The 22616-nt window shown below is 33.5% G+C and carries 18 protein-coding genes and 3 pseudogenes; 8 read left to right on the top strand and 13 right to left on the bottom strand.

The window, feature by feature from the left end:
* Positions 1–309: 309 nt before the first annotated feature.
* The 3 genes and pseudogenes from SB717_RS21755 to SB717_RS21745 form a co-directional block, all read left to right on the top strand.
* Complete coding sequence (locus tag SB717_RS21755) at positions 310–513, top strand: hypothetical protein (protein ID WP_410904668.1); 204 nt, start codon at positions 310–312, stop codon at positions 511–513.
* Between the two features lie 366 nt (positions 514–879).
* Positions 880–2514 carry a Sau3AI family type II restriction endonuclease gene (locus SB717_RS21750; protein WP_410904667.1) on the top strand — a complete coding sequence of 545 codons (1635 nt, stop codon included), beginning with the start codon at positions 880–882 and terminating at the stop codon, positions 2512–2514.
* A gap of 44 nt (positions 2515–2558) precedes the next feature.
* Positions 2559–3054, top strand: a pseudogene (locus SB717_RS21745) (beta-ketoacyl-[acyl-carrier-protein] synthase family protein); the annotation flags it as partial.
* Positions 3055–3368: 314 nt separating this feature from the next.
* Here SB717_RS21745 and SB717_RS21740 read toward each other — a convergent pair.
* The 9 genes and pseudogenes from SB717_RS21740 to SB717_RS21700 form a co-directional block, all read right to left on the bottom strand.
* The gene (locus tag SB717_RS21740) at positions 3369–3626 is read right to left on the bottom strand and encodes a hypothetical protein (RefSeq protein ID WP_410904666.1); all 258 of its coding nucleotides are present in this window, start codon (positions 3624–3626) and stop codon (positions 3369–3371) included.
* Positions 3627–3932: 306 nt separating this feature from the next.
* The gene (locus SB717_RS21735) at positions 3933–4202 is read right to left on the bottom strand and encodes a hypothetical protein (protein ID WP_410904665.1); all 270 of its coding nucleotides are present in this window, start codon (positions 4200–4202) and stop codon (positions 3933–3935) included.
* A 1505-nt stretch (positions 4203–5707) separates the two neighbouring features.
* Entirely contained in the window at positions 5708–7027 is a 1320-nt protein-coding gene (gene argH, locus SB717_RS21730; RefSeq protein WP_410904664.1) for an argininosuccinate lyase, read from the bottom strand.
* A gap of 63 nt (positions 7028–7090) precedes the next feature.
* Positions 7091–8662 (bottom strand): APC family permease, encoded by a 1572-nt coding sequence (locus SB717_RS21725; RefSeq protein WP_410904663.1) that lies wholly within the window; start codon positions 8660–8662, stop codon positions 7091–7093.
* Positions 8663–8865: 203 nt separating this feature from the next.
* Positions 8866–10161 (bottom strand): hypothetical protein, encoded by a 1296-nt coding sequence (locus tag SB717_RS21720; protein ID WP_410904662.1) that lies wholly within the window; start codon positions 10159–10161, stop codon positions 8866–8868.
* A gap of 887 nt (positions 10162–11048) precedes the next feature.
* A complete protein-coding gene (locus tag SB717_RS21715; RefSeq protein WP_410904661.1) occupies positions 11049–11609 on the bottom strand; it encodes a hypothetical protein in 561 nt (186 codons plus the stop codon).
* A gap of 312 nt (positions 11610–11921) precedes the next feature.
* Positions 11922–12362 (bottom strand): annotated as a pseudogene (locus tag SB717_RS21710) (DMT family transporter).
* A gap of 323 nt (positions 12363–12685) precedes the next feature.
* On the bottom strand, positions 12686–13207 hold the full coding sequence (locus SB717_RS21705) for a VOC family protein (RefSeq protein WP_192100956.1): 522 nt from the start codon (positions 13205–13207) through the stop codon (positions 12686–12688).
* A gap of 117 nt (positions 13208–13324) precedes the next feature.
* A complete protein-coding gene (locus SB717_RS21700) occupies positions 13325–14371 on the bottom strand; it encodes an NADH:flavin oxidoreductase/NADH oxidase (protein ID WP_410904660.1) in 1047 nt (348 codons plus the stop codon).
* Between the two features lie 182 nt (positions 14372–14553).
* On the opposite strand from SB717_RS21700, the gene SB717_RS21695 reads away from it, so the two are divergent.
* Both SB717_RS21695 and SB717_RS21690 read left to right on the top strand, forming a co-directional pair.
* Positions 14554–14982: a MarR family winged helix-turn-helix transcriptional regulator gene (locus SB717_RS21695; RefSeq protein ID WP_410904659.1), complete on the top strand. Its 429-nt coding sequence runs from the start codon at positions 14554–14556 to the stop codon at positions 14980–14982.
* Between the two features lie 388 nt (positions 14983–15370).
* Entirely contained in the window at positions 15371–16219 is an 849-nt protein-coding gene (locus tag SB717_RS21690; protein WP_410904658.1) for a sialate O-acetylesterase, read from the top strand.
* A 466-nt stretch (positions 16220–16685) separates the two neighbouring features.
* On the opposite strand, the gene SB717_RS21680 is transcribed toward SB717_RS21690, so the two are convergent.
* The 4 genes from SB717_RS21680 to SB717_RS21665 form a co-directional block, all read right to left on the bottom strand.
* Positions 16686–17858 (bottom strand): MFS transporter, encoded by a 1173-nt coding sequence (locus tag SB717_RS21680; RefSeq protein ID WP_410904657.1) that lies wholly within the window; start codon positions 17856–17858, stop codon positions 16686–16688.
* A 272-nt stretch (positions 17859–18130) separates the two neighbouring features.
* A complete protein-coding gene (locus tag SB717_RS21675) occupies positions 18131–18790 on the bottom strand; it encodes an SDR family oxidoreductase (protein ID WP_274582835.1) in 660 nt (219 codons plus the stop codon).
* Positions 18791–19024: 234 nt separating this feature from the next.
* The gene (locus SB717_RS21670; RefSeq protein ID WP_192100962.1) at positions 19025–19771 is read right to left on the bottom strand and encodes an SDR family oxidoreductase; all 747 of its coding nucleotides are present in this window, start codon (positions 19769–19771) and stop codon (positions 19025–19027) included.
* Between the two features lie 217 nt (positions 19772–19988).
* The gene (locus SB717_RS21665) at positions 19989–20942 is read right to left on the bottom strand and encodes an alpha/beta hydrolase (RefSeq protein WP_410904656.1); all 954 of its coding nucleotides are present in this window, start codon (positions 20940–20942) and stop codon (positions 19989–19991) included.
* Between the two features lie 388 nt (positions 20943–21330).
* Here SB717_RS21665 and SB717_RS21660 point away from each other — a divergent pair, with 388 nt between their 5' ends.
* From SB717_RS21660 to SB717_RS21655, 3 genes and pseudogenes are all read left to right on the top strand, one after another.
* Positions 21331–21876 carry a TetR/AcrR family transcriptional regulator gene (locus SB717_RS21660; protein WP_274582837.1) on the top strand — a complete coding sequence of 182 codons (546 nt, stop codon included), beginning with the start codon at positions 21331–21333 and terminating at the stop codon, positions 21874–21876.
* Between the two features lie 116 nt (positions 21877–21992).
* Positions 21993–22119 (top strand): annotated as a pseudogene (locus SB717_RS40270) (DUF8096 family protein); the annotation flags it as partial.
* Between the two features lie 206 nt (positions 22120–22325).
* A partial coding sequence (locus SB717_RS21655; RefSeq protein WP_410904655.1) for a transposase occupies positions 22326–22616 on the top strand: 291 nt, incomplete at its 3' end.

The raw sequence follows: 22616 nt of genomic DNA, 5'->3' as shown, positions 1-22616 counted from the left end.
AATATATTTATGTCCTAAAGGTTTAAGTAGGTAATTTTTACTCTTTTAATCTATATTTTAGCATTTATTTTCTGTAATGCTAGAAATTAGCTAAAATATTAATACATATTTTAAAATAGAGTTGTTTGGGTTGAAAATATGTATCTAACAAGGTAACTAAGTTACTTCTTATTTATACTTTGTCAGAGTTTATAAACCAAAAGCTTTTACAGTTACTAATGTGGATAACGTTCAAAAGTCATTATGTTATAATATAGTGAGGCTTCTTCACGCCTCTTTTTTATTTGAAAAAAAGTAAGGGTGATAATAATGAAAACTAAAAAATACTCACTATATAAGAATGAGGTACATCTATATGATTTTGATACTTTAAAAGATTGTTCTATATGGTTAGAAAATATTATAGGAGGCTCTTTGTACCAAGGTTTGAGCAAAATTAGAGATAGAAAATGGATACCAAAAGAAAATTCTCAGTTATTTGGTTATGAAATTAAAATAAATAAGAGCGAGTAAGCTTTAAACTATTTAATGTGTAAATAAAAAAGAGAAGGGGTTTCCCTTCTCTTTTTTATTTTAATCCCGTTTTAATTCTTTGCAGAACCTACGGCCTATAAATTACAATACTATTTCTAACCTTACTACTCTTAAATAAGCATTTTTCTAACGTTTATGTGCTTTTTACTTTGGAGAAGAATGCTATGTCTTTCCATACTGATTCACTTATTTTTTAGAATACTAGTATCAATATGTCCAAGTTTTAAGGTTTACTTATAAGTGATTTGTAGCTATGAACCAGAACCCTAATATTTATCTAATTTCCAATCCTTGATATACTATATTTGAAAAATGTTGTTAGCTATATTGGAGGAGTGGGCTGATTTGAGCAGTATCTATGATACAAAGGAAAAAGTACATAAAAGAGCATTAGAGGCGGTTGGAAAAACGCTTGGAGAGATTGATGTAAAGGGCATTAAGAATGTAAAAAATAAATCTTATCCTGGTAATGTAATTGAGCAAATCTGGTTTGACCATCCAGCAGACAATTACACTGAACCAGATTTTCCGGAAGCTGGAGTAGAGTTGAAAGTTACTCCTCTAGATAAACAAACCACAAAGAAAGATGGCACAAAATTTATAGCTGGGGAGAGACTAGTTTTAAATAAAATTAATTACCAAAATGAATATGGTAAAAGATTTGAAGAAAGTTCATTTTGGCACAAGAATAAACTAATTGAATTAATTCAATATTATAGACGAGATATCTCTCATAAGAAAAAAATTTCTAGTGGCGAAATAATTGAAGATAAAACAAAATTTAAAGTATTATATGCAAACCTACTTTCAATGACAGAATTACAAGATTTTGACTTGTCTAAAGATACTGTAATTGAGATACCTGAGAAAGATTTAGAAATCATCAAGCAGGACTGGGAAAAAATATCTGAATATATAAACTCCGGGAAAGCTGAACAACTATCAGAAGGGCTTACAAATTATTTAGGAGCATGTACAAAGTCAGCAACGGGTGCTGATTTTACAAAACAGAAGCATACAGATGTTCCTGCAAAGCCTAGAGCCTATTCATTTAAATCGAAATTTATTAATCAACTTATAAATAACCATATTATTGGCCAAGATCATACCGAAGCAATTAATAGTATTGTAAAAGATGTTAGTGAGCTAGAAAATAAAACTCTTGAGGAAATTATTATTTCTCGCTTTATTCCCTATTATGGTATGAAACAAAGCGAATTGATTTCTAAACTCGGTATACAAGTAAATACAAGAAAGGCTCAAAAAAATATTAATAACATGATAATCCGTGGAATTCTTAACTTACCAACCACTACAGATGAAGTTACATCTGAAGAAATTGAAAAAGCAGAAATTAGTTTAAAAACAGTTACTTTAAGAAAAGGGAAGCCAAAAGAGCATTTTAAATTCATGGGAATTCCTTCATTCATAGAGCTTGTAGATGAGTCTTGGGAAGAGTCTAAAGTATATGATTTTTTAGATAAACAAAAATTTCTATTGTTAGTTTTTAATGACTTTAATGATAAAAAAAGTGGAAGTCAATCTTACGAAACAAATCCTGAAAAAATCATTTTAACAGGTGCTAAGTTTTGGAATATGCCACCTACGGACATAGATGGAGCAGTAAAACGAGTTTGGAAAACAGAAGTTGAAAAACTAAAAAACGGTGTTGAGCTAACTTTTTCAGAAAAAGAAAACAAAATAAAAAATAATTTTATTAAACCATCTCTTACAGATATTTTGCATCTGCGCCCTGATGCCCAAGAATCTCAATACAGACCAAAATACTTTAAAGAAGTTGTAAATAAAGGAATACCTAAAAAGAAATTAATGAATAATTCCAGAGAATTACCTCATCCAGCAAAGTGGATAGATCGTCCAGAGAGTGAAAAAGAAAATTTCACAGATAATTATATGACAAAACAAGCTTGGTGGTTGAGTAAAGAATATATTTATGAACAAATTAAAGATTTGTTATAAAATAATGCTTTAATCATGCTTACTAGAATGGTAAGCTTTTTTACCGTGATGGATTTGTTGTCATGTCAGAAGGAATAGGAATTCTAACCTTAGAATATTTATCTCACGCTTTGCGTAGAGGAGCGAAAATTTATGCTGAAGTCATCCGATATGGTGCAAGTTCAGACGCACACCATATGGTTGCTACACATCCAGAGGGTAAGGTGCTTATCTTTCGATGAGAACAGCTTTAAGAAATGCAAACATATCTCTTGAGGAGATTAATGTTATTAGTGCCCATGCAACAAGTATAAAGATGGGTGACATCTCCGAAACAAGGGCTATTAAGGAATTGTTTGGAAAACAAGCTTAGCAGATTCCAATAACAGCTAATAAATCTATGATTGGTCACGTGTGAGGAGCAGCTGGTGAAGTTCAAGCAATTGCTTTGGCAATGAGTCTTAAGGAGGGTATAGTTCCTCCAACAAGTAACTTAGAAAATCCCAATCCATTTTGTGATTAGATTATGTACCAGCTATAGTTTTAAAGAAATACGAGTGAATATAGATACATACGATATCCATAGTAACACAGTGAAATCTGTATTGAAAAATGCGTAAGCCAACGTTACGTGAGAATGCATAATGCAGATATTAAAAAGCTTTATAATAAATTCCAACTAAGTATATCGGTTGCTATTACTTAGTCTTATAAGAGTTTTGTATGTTTGACAAAAGTTTAGGTCTATAAATTTAAGAGTTATCGTATGAAAGGTAAGTAAATAAAAAAGGAGCATCCTCATATCTTAAAGAATGAGGATGCTCCTTTTTTGTTTACCTCAGTTACTATATATAATAAAATCAACATTTTATAAACTAATCAAGCTCGTGCTCTGCATAATTACACTTAAAAGCTTTGTTAATCATTCTAACTATACTGTTATATCTGTCTCCACCAATATCACCGTAGAGAAGACGATTCAAAATAACAAATATGCCGAATTGTTTCATAGCATTATGTTCGTCTTTATCTAGAATGCTCTTTTCCAGTTCTCTTATCATACTTGCATACTCGTCTTGAACCCAATCTCTTTCAACAAGAATCGAACTTTCTACATTTAAAAATTTGGTCACTTGGATCATCCTCCACAATTTTTTTACCTTACAAAGTAATTTGTTATTGCTTTGAGACATGTCCTACAAAAAATATACTACCATAATTGACAGAAAAATCAATCTTTTTGTTAAATTAGATGGAATAAGGCTTGACACTAACATTAGTATTAACATTGACATTAACATTAGTATTTTAAAAACATTTTACATTAACGATTTATAATCTTTTATAAGATGGATAAATAAAGTCGAAGGTGATCTAGTGGATAGAAATAACAAAAAAACAGCCAAGCTAATTTGCGAGGCTGTTTTTGTATTTAGTAATCAAAAACGTATGTAGAAATCTGTTAATTGATGATTCCTACCACGATTACTATTAACAACATTAATCATGGACTCAAGACGTTTATTTTCCATAACATCCAGTCCAAGCAAGTAATCTATAAAAGCTATTTTCGTTAAAGTAGCAATCATCAAAGTTTCTAAATCATATTGCTCCATAATTTCATTCACAAGTTTGTACAATTCATCCTTTCTAAATCTCACAGCTTTTTCCTCAATAAGCATAGAACGATCAATTTTTTGAACACTCATTTATTCCATCTCACTTTCATCTTTGTATATACGATATACAATAGAAAAAAGTTAGTTTTACTATCATCCGGTTGCTAAAGGTAAGGATTCATCACTACATTACTAGAGAAGAGAGAATGGTACCCGGATAATAATTTAACTAACTTTTTTCTATAAATAGTCGGATTTGTAAAATACAGGTGTGTCGCCGTTTTTTACATTTCCATTTTTCCCGAATAAAGGATTTTTATACCTGTTATTCAGTGTATTATATACCATAGGGAGCAAGGGATAGTATGATTGCCATTTAGTTGCGTAACAGAAGAACAAGCTAACTGCTATGAAGGGTATTGCGCCACTAAATTTAAGATTAACTATCCGTTGCTGGTGGACCTTAAGTAATTACCAGAAGTACGATGAAAGATACGTGGGCTAGACGTAATCTAAAGGTGATAAGCCTTCACCGTAATCTTATTATGTGAACTTGCAGAAATATTATACATTTTAAATACTTTTTTCTTATTAAGAAGGAAGTTATGGATTTATATAGAATTTTAGTCGTAGGTATAAGGGGGTGTTAACTATGAAGATAACTGAATTAGTTACAAATTACATTGATGAATGTGGTAACTGTGGAAACATGGTCGATCATCACAATGATAGATGCCCAGTCTGCAACCATAAACTTTAATAAGTAAAAACCTTAGAAAATAAAACCATATTGGTTATTAAATCATCATGGTTTTATTTTTTCTTTTGTATCTCACCACTTTAAGTATACTAAACTTATTGAGACGATAAAAAAAAGTAAAAGACGGCCGAAGCCGCCTCATACCATAAGTTTTATCTTATCTAGAACAAAACTAATGTAAATCTATTAACAAGAGATTTGAGTCTTTTTTCTATATATATATGCCGAAAGTTTACCACAAACTCCTCATTTTGTAAAATGTAAATTGGTTCCTATAATAAAACTTATGTAAACTTAAAAGGAAGAAGCCTGTATCTAAGGGGATACAGGCTTCTTCCCATACTGTTTAGGAATTTGTTCATTTGCCCTTATGAGGCCCTTTCGTTACATATATCGGTTCATAACCAAAGTGCCTTGTGTAAGATACGAATATCTACTTTCAATTTCAGGTAATACGTTTGTCGAAGTCGCTGTTAATTCTTTCAAAACTAATCAGTCCCTTCATAAATTAAGTATTTACCTTTTCACAACAATCAATAATAATATTGGCGTTGTACTGTATATGTACCACATGCTTTATAGTTAAAACGTTAATCAGACAAACTTTTATAAATTTCTTCTTAATAAAACGGCTCTTTTATATTAGAAGATGAATAACAGACTGAAGATTGAAAAGAGCTCGTTTATTGGGAGATTCTTTTTATAAAGGTATGGTATATGATTGTGTTATATTTGATGAGAAAATATAATAGTAAATAAACTCTTATACATAATCTGTTTAATATTGCACCATGATTTAGGTTTGAACAGAACCTGGAAGGTCTACGTTCCTATATTACTTTAACAAGGTAACCTTGATACCTTTACGTAATATATTCTCATAATCAATAAATTCATAAATATCTTCCTCTATAATCGAACTCAAACTACTTAATTCTTCTAAAGTTAATTCTTCAATTGCTTTTTTATGATCCTCACAATAGATTACAATGGAGCCCACGATACTATGCGCATCTCTAAAGGCAACACCTTTACTCACTAAATAGTCAGCGACCTCAGTTGCATTGAGAAATCCCTCTTTCACAGCTTTCTTCATGTTTTCACTATTTACTTCTATTGTGGAAATCATATTGGACATAATTTGTAAACAAGCCAATGTTGTATCTAGAGAGTCAAAAAAGACTTCTTTATCTTCTTGTAAATCTTTATTATAAGCTAATGGTAACCCCTTCATTGTTGTTAAAAGTGACATAAGGGATCCGTATACTCTTCCTGTTTTTCCTCTTGTTAGTTCTGCTGCATCAGGATTCTTCTTTTGAGGCATGATACTACTCCCAGTTGAGTAAGCATCATCAATCGTGATAAATTTAAATTCTTGACTACTCCAAAGAATTAATTCTTCACTTAATCTACTTAAATGCATCATGATAATAGAGAAAGCAGACATTAATTCAATAAGGTAATCTCGATCACTAACACCATCTAAAAAATTATCAACTGGTTTAGAAAAACCTAAGTCTTTTGCTGTTAATTCTCTGTCAATGGTATGCGTTGTACCTGCTAGGGCTCCACATCCCAGTGGACTTTCATCCATAATTTCAAGAGCATTAATGATTCTCTTTTTATCTCGATTCAGCATGTTATAATAAGCCATTAGATGATGTTGAAAAGTGACTACTTGAGCTCTTTGTAAATGGGTATAGCCTGGCATGATAACATTGTTTTCTTCTGCTTTTTTTTCTATATTGCCTTGAAGTTCATTAATGTATTGGAGAACTTCTCCAGCCTTGGTTTTAGCGTATAATCTAACATCTAATGCTACTTGATCATTCCTACTTCTCGCTGTATGCAGTTTCTTCGCTGTTTCACCAATTCGTTCAGTCAAATTAGTTTCTACAAAACTATGGATATCTTCAAACTCGCCTTCAACTATTAACTTTTCATTTTCAATATCTTCTAAAATAGAGATGAGACCTTTTGTAATATTTTCCCCTTCTTCGTCAGTCAATAATTGACACTTTATAAGCATTTTCACATGTGCAATGCTGCCTTTAATATCTTCAGCATAAAGTCGCTTATCAACTTGAAGAGAGCTATTAAAGTCTTCCATAAGTTTGTTTTCTTCTTTTCTAAAACGTCCTCCCCAGAGTTTCATAATAATTCTCCTTTTACATAATTTTTGAATTGCGTATTGTTTTTCAGATAAATAGGAATGTTCTTATGATGCATTTGTTATCTCATCTTGTAATTCTTTAATGTTCCCTTTTTTTCGCATATACCATACACCGTTGTATACTGCAAAGTAGTAAAAACATCCGCCTAAAGCAGCTACTATTAAGGACATAAATGGTTCAGGAATAAGACCTCTACCTCCGAAATTACCAATTGATGATATTAAGACAAGCATAAGAATATAAATAACTAAGTATATGCCACCTATAATTTCTATCGAACTATTTTTATTAATCATATGAACAACTAAGTACCATACAACGCCGATAACTAATCCCCAAATAGCAAGGTGAACTCTACTCCAGTTTGTCCAGTAAATCAGTAATGTAGCAAATATAAACGCTAATGGAGCTATAATTTGCATTCCGGGAATTCCTTTATCTTGTGACAAACCAACTCTGCGGAAAACCATCACTGTTACACAAGCTGAAGCATATTTGAAGATACCGATGGCTCCTACAATTGCTACAATTGCAGACCAACTTTTCAGTGGAAATAAGAAAAGTAAGCCAATAACAAAATTAAGGGTGAGAGCACGTGTGGGAACGCCGAATCGTTTATTCACCGTTGCAAAATAAGATGGTATGAAACCACTTTTCGCCATTCCAAAGACGTGTCTTGACGTTCCAGCTGTATAAGTAAGGGCAGAACCTGTTGGAGAAATCATAGCATCAGCTGTAATAATCCAAGAAAGCCACACCATATTCGCCATAAGAGCTAAATTAGCAAATGGAGAGTCAAACTTAATGCCACTCCAACCATTACTTAACATTTCTGCAGGAACAGCTCCAATAAAGACAATTTGAAGTAATGTATATAAGATTGTTGATACAACTAATGATGTAATTAAAGCTAGGGGAATATTACGCTTTGGTTTAACTACTTCACCACTCATCATGACTACATTACCAAACCCTGTATAAGCAAAGAATATACCACTGGTTAATATAGCGCTTAGTCCCGCGCTAAAACCATTAGGAGCAAAACCATGACTCGTATAATTTTCCGAATGAAATCCAGTCATAAAAAAAGCAATAATTGTTAGGACAGGAACTACAAACTTAATGGCAGTAATAATTGTATTAGTAACTGCAAACAACTTGACCCCAAAATAATTAACAACAACAAAAAATATCATTAAGACAGTTGAAGCTACTATCCCGGTTGTAGTTAACTGTTCTTTAGCTGCGTCATATAGACCTGGCCAAAATTGGTTTGCATATTGAATGACTCCTGCAGATTCTACGGGTGCGGTAGCACAATATCCCAGCCAAATGGAGAAACTAGTCACGGTAGCGAGCATTTTTCCATGAGAATAAAGAGGATAGCGTCCTAAACCTCCAGATTCAGGTTTTACACTACCTAGTTCAGCATAAACAAGAGCTATTAATGTAATCACAAATCCTCCTATAACCCAGGACGTAATAGCCGCCGGCCCAGCTAGCTTTGCAGTCTGCCAAGCACCAAAAAGCCAACTGGATCCTATAATTCCTCCTAAAGATAGTGCAGTAAGTGACCAAAAACCTATTTTCTTTTTTAGATACTGTTCCTCATTCATAAAATCCCCTCTTTCTTAAAGGTGTTTATAGATAGTTATTTGTTAAAAACCCGTACTACAAATTAATAGTTTGTTATTCATAATTGAATATTGCTATTTTAAGGTTAATAACAGGTAATTACCTTAAAGTGATTCTATTCCAATTATTAAAAATTTTCAATATATTTTTAGGGAATAAAAAATAACCATCACATAGTGAATGGTTATTTTAGTCGGTAAATTTTACTTGGCCTTCCCCGAGAAGTATAAGATTCTTCTCCTATGCACTCTGCTAGGTCCACCTCGCATAAACTGACAACAATGCGCCTTGCATTACTTTCATCCCAATAAAGCTGGCTCGACAAGTCTTTAATGGTAAAATCACTTGAGCTCATTCTTTTAACTAAGGCATATAGTTTATTATAATTTTTCACACTAATTTTAGCTTTTTTTAATTTACTTAAAAGATCTTTATCACTCATACGATAAGAAAAGCTTAACTCATCTTCTTCACCAACAGATTGAACGACCTTTCCATCTTCTTGGATAATAATTATTCCATATTCTGATTTATCTTTTGACAACTGAATGGCTTTTTGAGCATTTACTTCTGCTGAATGAACGGTTTCCCCATACCCTATACCTACACTAACCGTAGTACTAGACTCGTTTGCAAGTTGAAAAATAGTATCTCGTAACATTCCGATTTCTCTTTGAATTGTCCCACGTGAACTAAAGATTATATATCGACCATTTCCTTTTTCCAGTAAAGAACCATTTAATCGTTCACAAAATCTAAGTAAAATCTCCTTTAGATTAATTTCTAAATATTGCAAGCTATAAGAGCTCTTAGCTTTCTCCGATAGCTTTTCAAAATTGTCTATTTCAAGAATTTGAACACCAATTTGTGTATCCTTAAAATAAAAAGTTCTTGTCTTTTCTGCAAGAATTTTTAAAGACTGCTTAATTTCCATCTCTGTTGTAGAGATTCGATAAGCAGGAATTCCTCTTTCTTTTAAAGCTAGATATACGGCTTCAAAACATGTTAAAGCTCCTTTTGTTTTTTTGCTTTCCCATAACTCAGTATGAAAAGCTATTAATTCTTTAGTCGTAGAGTATATGTCAAAGGTTTTAACGTATATATCTTTAGGTTTAAACTCTATTTGTTGCAACGCTTGTTGTAGATGAGAGGTTGTTAGTTCATCAATGCTTATCTGGTTTAAAAATTCTTTTTGATCATAGGCGACATGTAAAAGGCTTTTATAAATTCCTGATTCGGTATGTTGAATAAATACTAACTTTTCTGCAGGAATATTAGTATTTCTAGCAATCATATATGAAATTTGACTAGAAAAAAGCCATACATCAACATATTGATCATATTCTAAAATGATTCTTTCAGTATCCTTAAAATCATTATAAGGGTAACCAATAAAGTTTATAATCAGCTCATATTCCTTACCTAAATTCATAATTTGTTCTACAGATGAAGTAGGTCCTATAACCCCAACTTTATACATTATTCCCTCCGTTTTAAAATCTGTATTTTTAATTCTTATTTTGGATGTAAAAACTTAAACTGTAAAGATAGAAAGCCTTCATATTGTATTTACGGAGACAATCCATAATGAAATCTTAAATGGCCTTAAAATAATCCTAATAGGAATTTTAAAACTTTTTTCGTACAATCTTAACCTTAATATGTATATTAAAAAGAAAAAGCCTGTATCTCCTCTGATACAGGCTTTTTTTAACCCATTTTTAAAGTGCTGATTACTTAAAAAACAGGGTTTGAGTGGAGAGTTAGTTGCCTATTTTAAATTTATGGTTACTTCCTTATTTAGATATGGAGATGTAAAAGTTACTGTTTGTTCATTTTCCCATTGGGCATCGTGAGCTCCTAAAATATTTAAATCGCTCATATCTGTACCTCGTGTCATAACATGAAGAGATTCTTGATTTAGTCGTTTTTTTATCAAAGGGAATCTCGTTTGTTTATAAAAGTCATAGTAATGGTTAGTTTCGCCTAACAATACCCAATAACAAGTTTTTGTGTATTGTTAGGCGAACTTAGATCGTAATAGTCAGCTTTATCATTATAAAAGAATATGAACCACCCAACGAGTGCTATAGGTACAATGAAGAATGGTCCAATTACGCCCCAAAAAACCTTAGATTCCTTTGTTTTGCTAACGGTTATAAGGACTATGTATAAATAGATAAAGTGCACGACAAATATCAGAAGATATATTGAAACCCTTGACGAGAAAACTTATAAGTTCTTTAGTACTAAAAGATAAAAAAGTAAATCTATAGCAAGTAAGATGATAGCTGACACTTTTAATATACTCTTTATATTTTTATATTTCATTGAAATATAAATTCTCCCCCTTTTAATCTAGTAATGTTAAATATCGCTGCTATTAATATCAAGTGAGTAATAACGAGGTATATAATTTTGGACTTTTCCAGGTGAGTTAAATAGATCACTCTTACTGAATATTGTAAATCCAACCTCTTCCACATCTATAAATGTATCGACTTTATATATATCGATATTTTTAAATTCTATAGGGTTATTCCATTGTCTTGAAGGTATTAAATCCTGCTCCACAATACCTTCTCCGTAGAAAATGAATATACTCAGCCCATTATTAACTAATACCTCTGCTAATCCACTAACAAGATCCAATTTTTCTACAGAATCAACTTTAACAATAGCACCATCCGATGAAAACTCATAAAAAGGAACATTATTTTCAACTAAAGTCTCTTTTTCGTATCCAAATATCATTGACTCTAAAACAAAGAAAACTGGTAAACGGAACATTTTTTGAACTAAGGAAGTAATCAGATCATGCGTGATTTCACTAATTCCTACAGTAATAGATACAAAATTATCCTTTGGAAAGTCAAAGCTATTAATTATACTGTGGTCTGAATATTGCACATAATATTCTTTTTTCAACTTCTAGCCTCCTTTAGTATTTAATCCTTTTGAACTCTTACTTTTACGTTATACCGCCATTGACCCTTTTAATGTACCAATAAACTCTTTATAAGTGATAGCAATAATCGGGAAAACTTTAGAGTTTTTATTGAATAAAGAACATTGAAGTATTTGAATTAAAGAACAAAATGAGGTTAAGTGAACTAATTGATGTTCGTTTTATGTAAGGAAAAAATAAAAACGTATTTAAAATAAGCACTAACTAAAATAGGAAATAGTCAGTGCTTATTTAGATAAAGTATTAGTTATCAACTTTCACATTATTACCTTTTAGAATTTTTGAATGATAATAACTCCAACAATGATTAAAACTATTCCTATTACTCTAGGAATGCTTAAAGAGTGCACATGTACTCCTATTAATCCAAAATGGTCAATTAAAGTAGAAGCAACCATTTGACCTGCAAGAATATAAGCAACTGTAGCAGTAGCTCCTAGACGAGGGATAAGTACAATAGATGCAACTACATAAAAAGCTCCTAAAAGACCTCCAGTCCATACCTACCACGGTGCTGCGAACCATTCTTTGTTTACACTCATACCTTTTCCGAACAAAGATATAATAAGCAAAATGATTGCACCAACTATAAAAGAAATAGTCGAAGCAATGATCGGGGAATGTACGACAGATCTCAATTGAGCATTGACACTAAATTGAGTAGGTAAAGCCATGCCAGCTAATAATGCAAATATAATTAAAAAAATTATCATTATAGTCCTCCCATAACTCTTTTATATTCAACAGAGCTAATTGCTACTATTTCTTCTATATTTAATGTTTAAATAGGCGTAAATTATTAATGTCTATTCTAGTATTTCAGACATCTCTTCATTAAGACTTTTATTTGCTTCTTCAATAGTTTTAAAATAGGGTGGTTAGCTATTCATCGTGACTTCTTTGGCAACATTTATTTATTCAACAAATAAGATATATGGTTACTATTTCAACAAACAAAAAGCGCATTCCTATATTGACTTATAGAAATGCAGCTTTTTAAGTTGTTACTTTATATTTTAAGTCATCAGATTAGCTATTAAGGCGTGAAACGTTTTGCTTCACTCTCTTCTGGATAATCTAATCCATTTGGTGTATAGCTAATGAGTTCGATTAACATTCCCCAAGGGGCACGACCATATACAAAATGTCCTGTTCCATCTTCAACATCTCCTAATAACTCGCCAGGATCATTTAATAGTTCTCCGCCTGCTTCAACGAAACGATTAGCAGCTTCTTTTATGTCATCCACATAGAATCCGAAATGTTGAACACCGTAATCAGAAGCAATAGAAGGTTGTCGTTGATCAGTGTCTACGAATTTGAATAGTTCGATACTAGCACTATTTTCGAAAGAAAGTATACGCATATGGACAACTTTTGTTCCTTTTTTGATGCCTAATGTTTTTTCTACATCAGGTCCGGCTAAAGGTTCATCTTCTAATTTTTTATTATCATAAGCAATTTTAGCGTCAAAAGCTTTTTTAAAGAAAACTGTAGCTTCTTCGATATCGGGTACTGTGACTCCAATATGGTCAATGCCTCGTGTAATGTTAGTCATGATGTAAAGTCTCCTTTGTTAAATGTTTTATTAGTATCAGTCTTGTTTTAAAAGCGTATGCACACGCTTTGACACAAGAATATAGAGTTATTTAAGAAAGAAATGCTTTATAAAACGTTATCGGATTGCTCTCTCGTACTGTACAGGAGGTGTTACTGTTCGAGCTACTGCTTTTATAGCATGCAATCCCCAATATGGGTCATTTAACATTCCTCTTGCTACAGCTACAAGATCCGCATCTCCATTTGCAAGTGTAGCTTCTGCTACCTGTGGGTCACTCAAGTTCCCTACTGCAATAACAGGAATATTTAATGCTTCTTTGAATGCACGTGCAAAAGGTACTTGATAACCCGGATGGTTCGCTGGTTTTAATTCTCCTGGAGGTCCTTCTCCACCACTTGAAATATGGAACATATCGACACCGGCTTTTTTAAATTCTTTAGCCATTAGAATAGCGTGTTCAATTTTATAGCCACCATCTATATATTCAATAGCCGACATCCTCATAATAAGGGGCATGTCCTTTGGCATAATACTGCGCACAGCTTGAACAACTTCCACTCCAAATCTAGATAGGTCTTGACCATACTCATCCGTGCGATTGTTAATAGCAGGTGATAAGAATTGATGCATTAAATAACCATGTGCACCGTGAAGTTCAATTGTGTCAAATCCAGCTTCAACAGCTCGACGTGCAGCCTCCTTAAATTGAACTACTGTTGCTTTTACTTCTTCTGTTGTCAAAGCTTTTGGTGGTTTTAACTCTCCATTTTTACTTTCTTCTGGTAAAGGTTCCACCGCGATCTCTGAGGGTCCTACTGGTTGATTTGCATCTTCAGCTTTTCGACCAGCATGTGCAATTTGAATTCCAATCTTTGCTCCATATTTATGAACTTCATTGACAATTCTTTTATAAGCAGGAATTTGTTCGTCTGACCACAACCCTAAATCTCCATTTGTAATACGCCCCTCAGGATTAACACTTGTCATTTCAACGATGATAAGTCCTGTTCCACCTACTGCTCTTGAAACATAATGAACAAAGTGCCAGTTGTTTGGCGTACCATCCTGTTTATCTACTGAATATTGACACATAGGTGCCATCACGATTCTATTTTTAAGTTCTAATCCTTTTATGGTAAATTGCGTTGGTAAAGTTGCCATAAAAATTACCTCCTTTATTTATTTGTTTGCGCAAGCAAGTAAATTACTATAATATTGCTTGCGTGTGCAAATAATATAATTCAATCCTATATGTTTGTCAAACATTCAGTATGGTAAATAAAAAATTAGAAAACATAACATATGACATGTTATAGTGATTTTATATTTAGTTGTAAAGTAGGGTGAATTATTTGAAGAATTCTGACCATATAGTTGATTCATGGGTTAATTATGCCAAGTTTTATTCAAGACTACAAAGTAGTCTTGATTATGTATTACAACAGCAATACCAACTGAGTTTAAACGAATTTTATTTTCTGTATTACCTTTCCAAAGCAGATAATAAAACACTAAGATTGACTCAACTTCCACCTAAAGTTGGCCTTAGTCTTAGTGCAATATCTAGGATGGTAACACGCATGGAAAGTTATCATAATAACCAAATTGTAAAGAAATCCACATACTTAGAAGATAAACGGAGTAGCACTGTTATGCTAACAAATGAAGGAGAAGAATTGCTCTCTTTAATTGAAGTGACGTTAAACGATAAATTACGCGAATCTTTAACAGATGGGGACTTAGAACACATACTAAAAATTGCAAATGACTAAACATTAGATAGCTGTTAGTTTACTCCAATGGATATTCCTGTAGTGAAAGAAGCTGTGAATTAATTCACGTAAACTATTTGGGGCTTTACTTCAATAAGGAGTAAGGCTTTTTTCTTGCACTAAAATTACTTCAACTAACAGATGCTTTACTTCAGTAAGAAGTAAAGCACCCTTGGCTGTGGTAATCTAATAAGAGTCAATTAGAAAAGAGTGATCAACCTGGAAGAAGCAAAGGAGCAAGAAATCGATCTTAATAAAGTGTATGACTATACTGAATTTCCGGATAAGGTATTATCAAGACCTAAATCATAAAAAGTCTAATTAAACTATAGTGATAAACCTACTTAGTTTAATTAGACTATTGTAAACAAAGAAAGAAGGTATTTCTATGAAATCAATATTATTAATTGGACAATCAAATATGGCAGGCAGAGGATTTATTGAGGATGTACCGCCGATTTATAATGAGCATATAAATATGTTGCGAAACGGTAGATGGCAAACGATGGCAGAACCACTTAATTTTGATCGTCACATATCTGGTGTTGGACCGGCAGCCTCTTTTGCTCAAGATTGGACAGAGGATCATCCGGGCGAGTCCATTGGGCTAATACCATGTGCCGAGGGAGGAAGCTCAATTGATGAGTGGACAATTGACGGACTATTAACAAGACACGCGATTTCTGAAGCAAAATTCGCAATGGAAACAAGTGAGTTAGTGGGAATTCTGTGGCATCAAGGAGAAAGCGACAGTTACGGAGAACGTTATAAGACGTATGAAGATAAATTGCTTTCATTATTTAAATACTTGAGAAAAGAATTGAATGCACCAAATATCCCGATTATTATCGGTGAGTTGGGACATTACCTTGGAGATGTCGGATTTGGAAAAAGCGCTGTAGAATATAAACAAATAAACCAGATATTATCTAAAGTTGCCCATACTGAAAAAAATTGTTATTTTGTAACATCAAAAGGCTTAACAGCAAATCCAGATGGCATTCATATTGATGCCGTCTCCCAAAGAAAATTTGGATTAAGATACTATGAGGCTTTTTCAAAACAAAAGCATGTTTTAGATATTTTGGACGTTGAGCATGAATGGATTGAAAAGGAAGCAAAGCGTGAACTAACTAAAAATGAACGTATATTTGTTGAAAGTATGAAGTTTGCCTTGGGACAATTAAGTTTTGAGGAGTTTTCTATTAAGGTCTCTAATATTAATGAAAGTAAGTAAAGCAAAATTAATCCCATTTTATGAGGAGAGATCAATTGATTCCACTTTTAATCTTAGGTTTGTTAAAAGAAAAACCCGGTTCATATGGATATGAACTTTTGGCAATTATGAATGAGTGGAGTTAGTATAGATTTGTTAATTATTAAAACTAAAAGAAGGAGAATCCTTTAAACAGGAACTTCAAAGAGCAGGTATTCAAGAAACTCAAATTTTCCAGATGCAACTAGTGGAAACACCCGAGTAATTCTAATATAACCCTTTTATATGGATGTAATTGGGTTAGGCTTATAAAAGGAAAATAGAAAATTAACTTAGCTATGCTTCAAGAAGGCATGGACAATAAAATACTAGATAAAATGACAGAACTTATACAAGCAGAGATTATAAGCTTCTTCAGCAATAGAATAAAAAGAAACCGCGTCCCATATACACGGCTTCTTTTTATATTTCGTTAAAATAACTAATTTTATTTAGAAAGTTGTTGTTTAGGAGTAAACATATAATTTCTAACTAAGATAGTAAGTAAGCTGAATACCAATGAGAGAATTCCTACTAATACTACGTATTGTGTGCCCATCCCTGATATAAATAACCCACCTGCAGCTGCACCAATTGTTGTTCCTACGTTACAGGATGATATGAATAAACCATTGGCGAAATCAGGTGCTTCGGGAGCTGAAGACGCAATTAGATATTGATTAATGTTTGCCATTATTCCTCCAGCTAATATTCCCCAAATAAAAGTGATAATAGGCGTTGGGACGGTAAATTGTCCTGTGAAGAATAATGCGACGTAAACAGCAACTAATAATAAAGGGAAATATACAACAGACTTAGTTGGGCTATGGGTAAGTAGTTTTCCTGCGACGATGTTTCCAATGATATTAGCTCCACCGAAGATAAATAACGTTAAACTTATAACATTGGCAGACATATTCGTTACGGTTTTCAAATATTCAGTAAGGTAACTATAAACCCCAAATACGGCTGAGTTTAATAAAATAACTGTCACAATAGAAATCCATATAATTGGTTTTTTTAGTACAGAAAGTTGTGTACCATAAGAAAGCCTTTCTCCAACAGGCATAGAAGGTACAAATAGTAATGTAGCAATAAATACAATAACATTTACAATAGCAAAGAATGCCATCGCCATTTCATACGAAAGGGCATTATCAATAAAACTTGCGATTGGTACGCCGGCTACCATACCAGCAGATACCCCTATAAATACTTTAGCCACAGCTTTTGGAGCTTCTTCCTTCCTAACAGAGCCAGCTGCCACTGTAAATGTCAAAGAACAATAAATTGGATGGAAAATGGCTGGAATGATACGAGCAATCAATAGAATACTAAAATTAGATGTGAATAAGGATAGAATGTTACCTAAAATGAAGACACCCAATACAAGTAACATGACTTTCTTCCGATTTAGACCAGAAAACAATAACGGCATCGTTGGTCCTGATACAGCCACCACAAGGGCAAAAACACTCACCAACCACCCTGCTTTTGATATGCTCACATTAAAGCGATTGGCAATAGAAGGCAACAACCCAATTACCCCCATTTCAGTATTTAAGATACCGAAAACCCCTACGGTTAATATGAATATAAGTAACTTATTTCGTTTAGCCAAAAAAACAACTCCTATCTTTATTTGTGCGTAAACTAAGGTGAATAGTTGTACATGTACTTTTTCAAAAGGAAACATCACCAAAACCTACATTCAGAATTTGCACTTCTATTTTTTTCTCACTATAGTTCAAATAATCAATAAATATAGAAAGTAAAAACATTTATTTCTAAAATAACGTTAAGAAGGTTAAAAAAGAAAGAGCCCGATTTCTCAGCAAAAAAATGGAGAACTGGGCTTTTTCATCATTTTATTTTTCTTAGTAAAACAAAAATTTATAACGTCTTTAATGCTTCTAGAATTGGCATTTCTCCATTGATCATATCAAAGGACTTGCCAATAGTTTCATTATTTTCAAGAGAGGTAATAATAGCTGAAGCGACATCTTCACGAGAAATTTGTTTATGTGGAAGGTCATCTGCCACTGTTACCTTTCCAGTCCCAATATCATTGGTCAGACTTCCTGGACGGATAATGGTATAATCAAGATCACTTCTTTCTAACCAAGCGTCCGCATAATACTTTGCAGCACTATAGACGGGTGAACTATCCATCCAGTCTAAATGGTTGGTATCATGCCATCTATGAACGCCAATTCCACTAACCATGATAAATCTCTTTACACCAGCTTGTTGAGCTGCTTTCATTGATTTAATTGCTCCATCTAAATCAATCAACATGGTTTTGTCAGGACCGGTATGACCGCCTGAACCAGCTGTAAATACAACTGCATCCGCATCTTTCGCTACATTGGCAATATCATCAATGCTTCCTTCTAGGTCAACGAGTGCCGTTTTGACTCCTTGTTCCTCAAATTTTTTCAATTGCTCTTCCTTACGAATCATGGCAATAGGATTATGCTTCTTTGATTCTTGTAGCTGTCTCACAAGACGTTCGCCAATTTTTCCATTTGCTCCTATGACAAGTACATTCATGTTTATATCCTCCTGTCACTATTAATAGTCATATCGTTTTTCCCCTTTACTTCCTGATGGTGAAAATAATTAATGTCCAAATCCCTTGAATGCTCTTCAGCCACTTCCTGAAGTGTTATATTTATGTGAATTTAAGCATTATCCTTTTTCTATGCTTAATAAAAGGAGATAAATCCCATCTCATTACTTTAAGAGATAGGATTTCTTGAGGTGTTTTATCTTACCTTGTCATTATTACCAAGGTTGATTTGTTGGCCCAATTGTAAACTCATTAACGTTCGTATCTTCTGGCTGATCAATTGCAAAGGCCACAACATTGGCAACTCGATTAGGAGAAATACCATATTGTTCGTACAATGCAGTCATACCTTCTGAAACGTTCTTATCAGTAATCGTCTCCAACAATTCCGTGTTGATCGCTGCTGGATAAATAGTTGCTGTGCGAATGTTAGTGCCTTCTTGGGCAGATTCCATACGTAAAACTTCCATTAAATCACGAACAGCCCACTTTGTTGCACCATAAACCGCACCGCCTGGGTAAGCTTTAAGCCCAGCTACTGATGAAGTAGTGATGATGTGTCCAGACTTCTGGGCTGTGAATGTTGGTAGTACTGCGGCGATACCATTCAATACACCTTTAATATTAACGTCAACCATACTGTTCCACTCGTCAGTTTTTAGTTGGGAAAGGGGTGAATTAGGCATTAATCCAGCGTTTAAGAAGATTACATCCACACCTCCAAAAGTGTCTTTAGCTAGTTGAACCAGCTGCTGACTATCATCTGGATTAACAACATCCGTAACACGATATGCCACTTGACCACCATTCGATTTGATTTCTTCAGCTAATTGTACTAAACGCTCTTCACGTCTTGCACCGAGCACAACTTTTGCGCCTTTTTCAGCTAACAACTTAGCTGTAGCTTCACCAATACCCGAACTTGCACCTGTAATTACGACTACTTTGTTTTCGATTGTCATTTTGTTTTCATCCTTTCAAACTTAGTTGGTTATAATAAGTCTTAGAGTTAAATTTAAAGAAACTATTTAAGTGAATGTTTATTCTAGTTAAGAGTTTCCTCAGAGTGTTGTTTTATGCTATCTCTCTGGGAAAGGTAATCTCTAGGCTATCAACCTTTGGCTTTAATAAACCTAGACTTTTTACTTATAACCCCTTAGGTTCATTTTGGCGCCAATGTTACTTCAAATTTCCTGTAAAGAATGCATCCAACTTGTCAAATGGAATGAAATCGGTTTTATCATATAAATCAATGTGACCGGCATTTGGAACAACATATAGCTCTTTTGGTTCTGCTGCCATTTCATATGCATCTTCACTAAAATAACGTGAATGAGCATGATCCCCTATAATGAACAAGATTGGTCTTGGCGAAATTGATTTAATATGCGTAAGCAGTGGGAAGTTCATAAACGACATACTGCTTGTCATCGTAAATTGTGTAATTGAATTCGGGTGGTATCCGCGAGGTGTGGAATAGAACTCACCAAACTCGCGACCGATAGGATCTGTATTATCGTCAAATCCAATTGGCGCTCCTCTTGGAGTCAGCACTGGTTGGTTGCCCTCAAATTCTGAATACCGTTGCTCAGCAATTGCATCGAGCATCTCATTACGCTCTTTTTCCGTTAATGTGTCATTAAAACCTTGGGATTGCACGCGCGAAATATCGTACATGCTAACTGTAGCAACGGCTTTAATACGTCGATCAACTTGAGCTGCACTAATCGCGAAACCGCCACTACCACACATACCAATAGCCCCAATTTGATTTCTATCTACAAATGGACGTGTACCTACATAATCAACGCCAGCACTAAAATCTTCTACAAATAAATCAGGCGAAGAAAGATGGCGTGGTTCTCCCCCACTATATCCGTTGTACGATGGGTCAAATGCAAGAGCTACAAAACCACGCTCTGCCATATTTTGAGCATAAATACCAGCTCCTTGTTCTTTCACACCACCATAAGGCGAACCGATAATAACCGCAGCATGCTTCTTTGATTTGTCAAAGTTTTTTGGCAGATAAAGGTCTGCTGCAATTTTAATTCCAAATCGGTTGTTGTATGAAACTCCTTCCCTTGTTACTTTATCGCTTAATTCAAAAATGTAGTTATCTGTTTGTGCCATTTCTTGTAACCCTCTCTTCTTCTTATTTATTTGAAATGAACCTCTTTGTTCGTAACATCTACATGAGAGCTTGCTTTGTGAGCAACAACCTACTGTTATACTGATACGGGTTTGGGTATTTATAATTTTCATAAACGGTAATGAATCAACAATGCCCTTTAACAGATTTGCTCACGGAGTCATCCTGACTAATTTTTCTCCTTATTGTGCAATATTAAATTAATCACATAAAGATACAATTGATGTTTTAACAACAACTGTCTATAATTTATAATACAATCATAAACAAAACAAGGGATAAAAATCGTTGATTTCATGGGATTTGTTGCTTAGACGACAGATCGTTAAAAATTGTCGATTATCTCAAGGAAGGTATGGTATTTAGAACATGGTAAAAGTGGATAGAAGAATAGTACGAACGCAAGAAGCGATTAAAAAGGCATTTCTTGAGTTGTTGTCAGAAAAAAACTTCGATAGTATTACAATTCAAAACATTGCCGATCGTGCAAACATTAATCGTGCAACTGTATATCTTCATTATTTAGATAAATTTGATTTATTGGATAAAATTATGGAAGAACATATCGAGAACATGAGTGACTTTTGTGAGTCGGAAACTGATTTGGATTGGATTGATTCGACGGTACATTGCATGGAATATCTTGAAAATAATTATTTGTTTTTTTCTACGATGTTAGCAAGTGAAGGGGCTCGTTATTTCCGTAACAGATTTCTTCAACACAATATCGAAGAGTTTAAAAAAGACGTTGATATAACAAAAGGCAAGAACCTAGGGCAAAACGAAGATATTGTTGTTGAATTTGTTGCCAATGCTTACGTAGGTGTAGTGGAGTGGTGGTTAAAAAATGAAATGCCTTATTCTCCAAAAGAAATGGCTGAGAAAGTGGGGAATCTCTTAGAAAGGAACCTATAATTATGGGAGATTTCTTTGTTTCAACACAGTGGACAAAGAAATCTCCATAGGAGTATAATTTCATCTTCACTTTTTGTGGTAATCTAATAAGAGTCAATTAGATAAGAGTGATCAACCTGGAAGAAATAAAGGAGCAAGAAATCGATCTTGATAAAGTGTATGAATACGCTAAATATCCAGATTAAGGTAAGTGGTCGCTGTGACAATTGTAATTCAGCTTACTTCAAAAGTTCTGTAAAAGGTTGAATTTTTTTACGTGAATGTCGAGAATGCTGCATAAAGAAGAATATCTAAGTATAGAGGATTATATAGTAAAAAGAGAAGGATAAAACCGAGGCCACTGAAAAAGTCTATATATCTTAATTAAGCGAAGGCTTCCTTTATAAAATTGAGGAAGCCTTCGCTACTTTCATTTATAATAGCTATATAAACTTTAGGTGGTGTTACGGATGATTTCCAATCAACAATCTCTTACTCTTAGCCCGTTTATGGCTATTTATGATATCGTCGTTCCCAAAGATAATATGCTTCGTCAAATTAACGAACTAGTTGATTTTTCATTTGTTCTAGATGAATTACGGGATAAGTATTGTCTCGATAATGGTCGCAATGCAGTGCCGCCTGTTCGAATGTTTAAATATTTATTGCTAAAATCTATTTTTGACCTATCTGATGTTGATGTTGTTGAACGCTCAAAATACGATATGTCTTTTAAGTATTTTTTAGATATGGCTCCTGAA

It is taken from the genome of Priestia sp. SIMBA_032 (genome assembly GCF_046535215.1).
GTDB classification, from domain to species: domain Bacteria; phylum Bacillota; class Bacilli; order Bacillales; family Bacillaceae_H; genus Priestia; species Priestia aryabhattai.
This window is presented reverse-complemented; position numbering and strand designations above follow the sequence as displayed.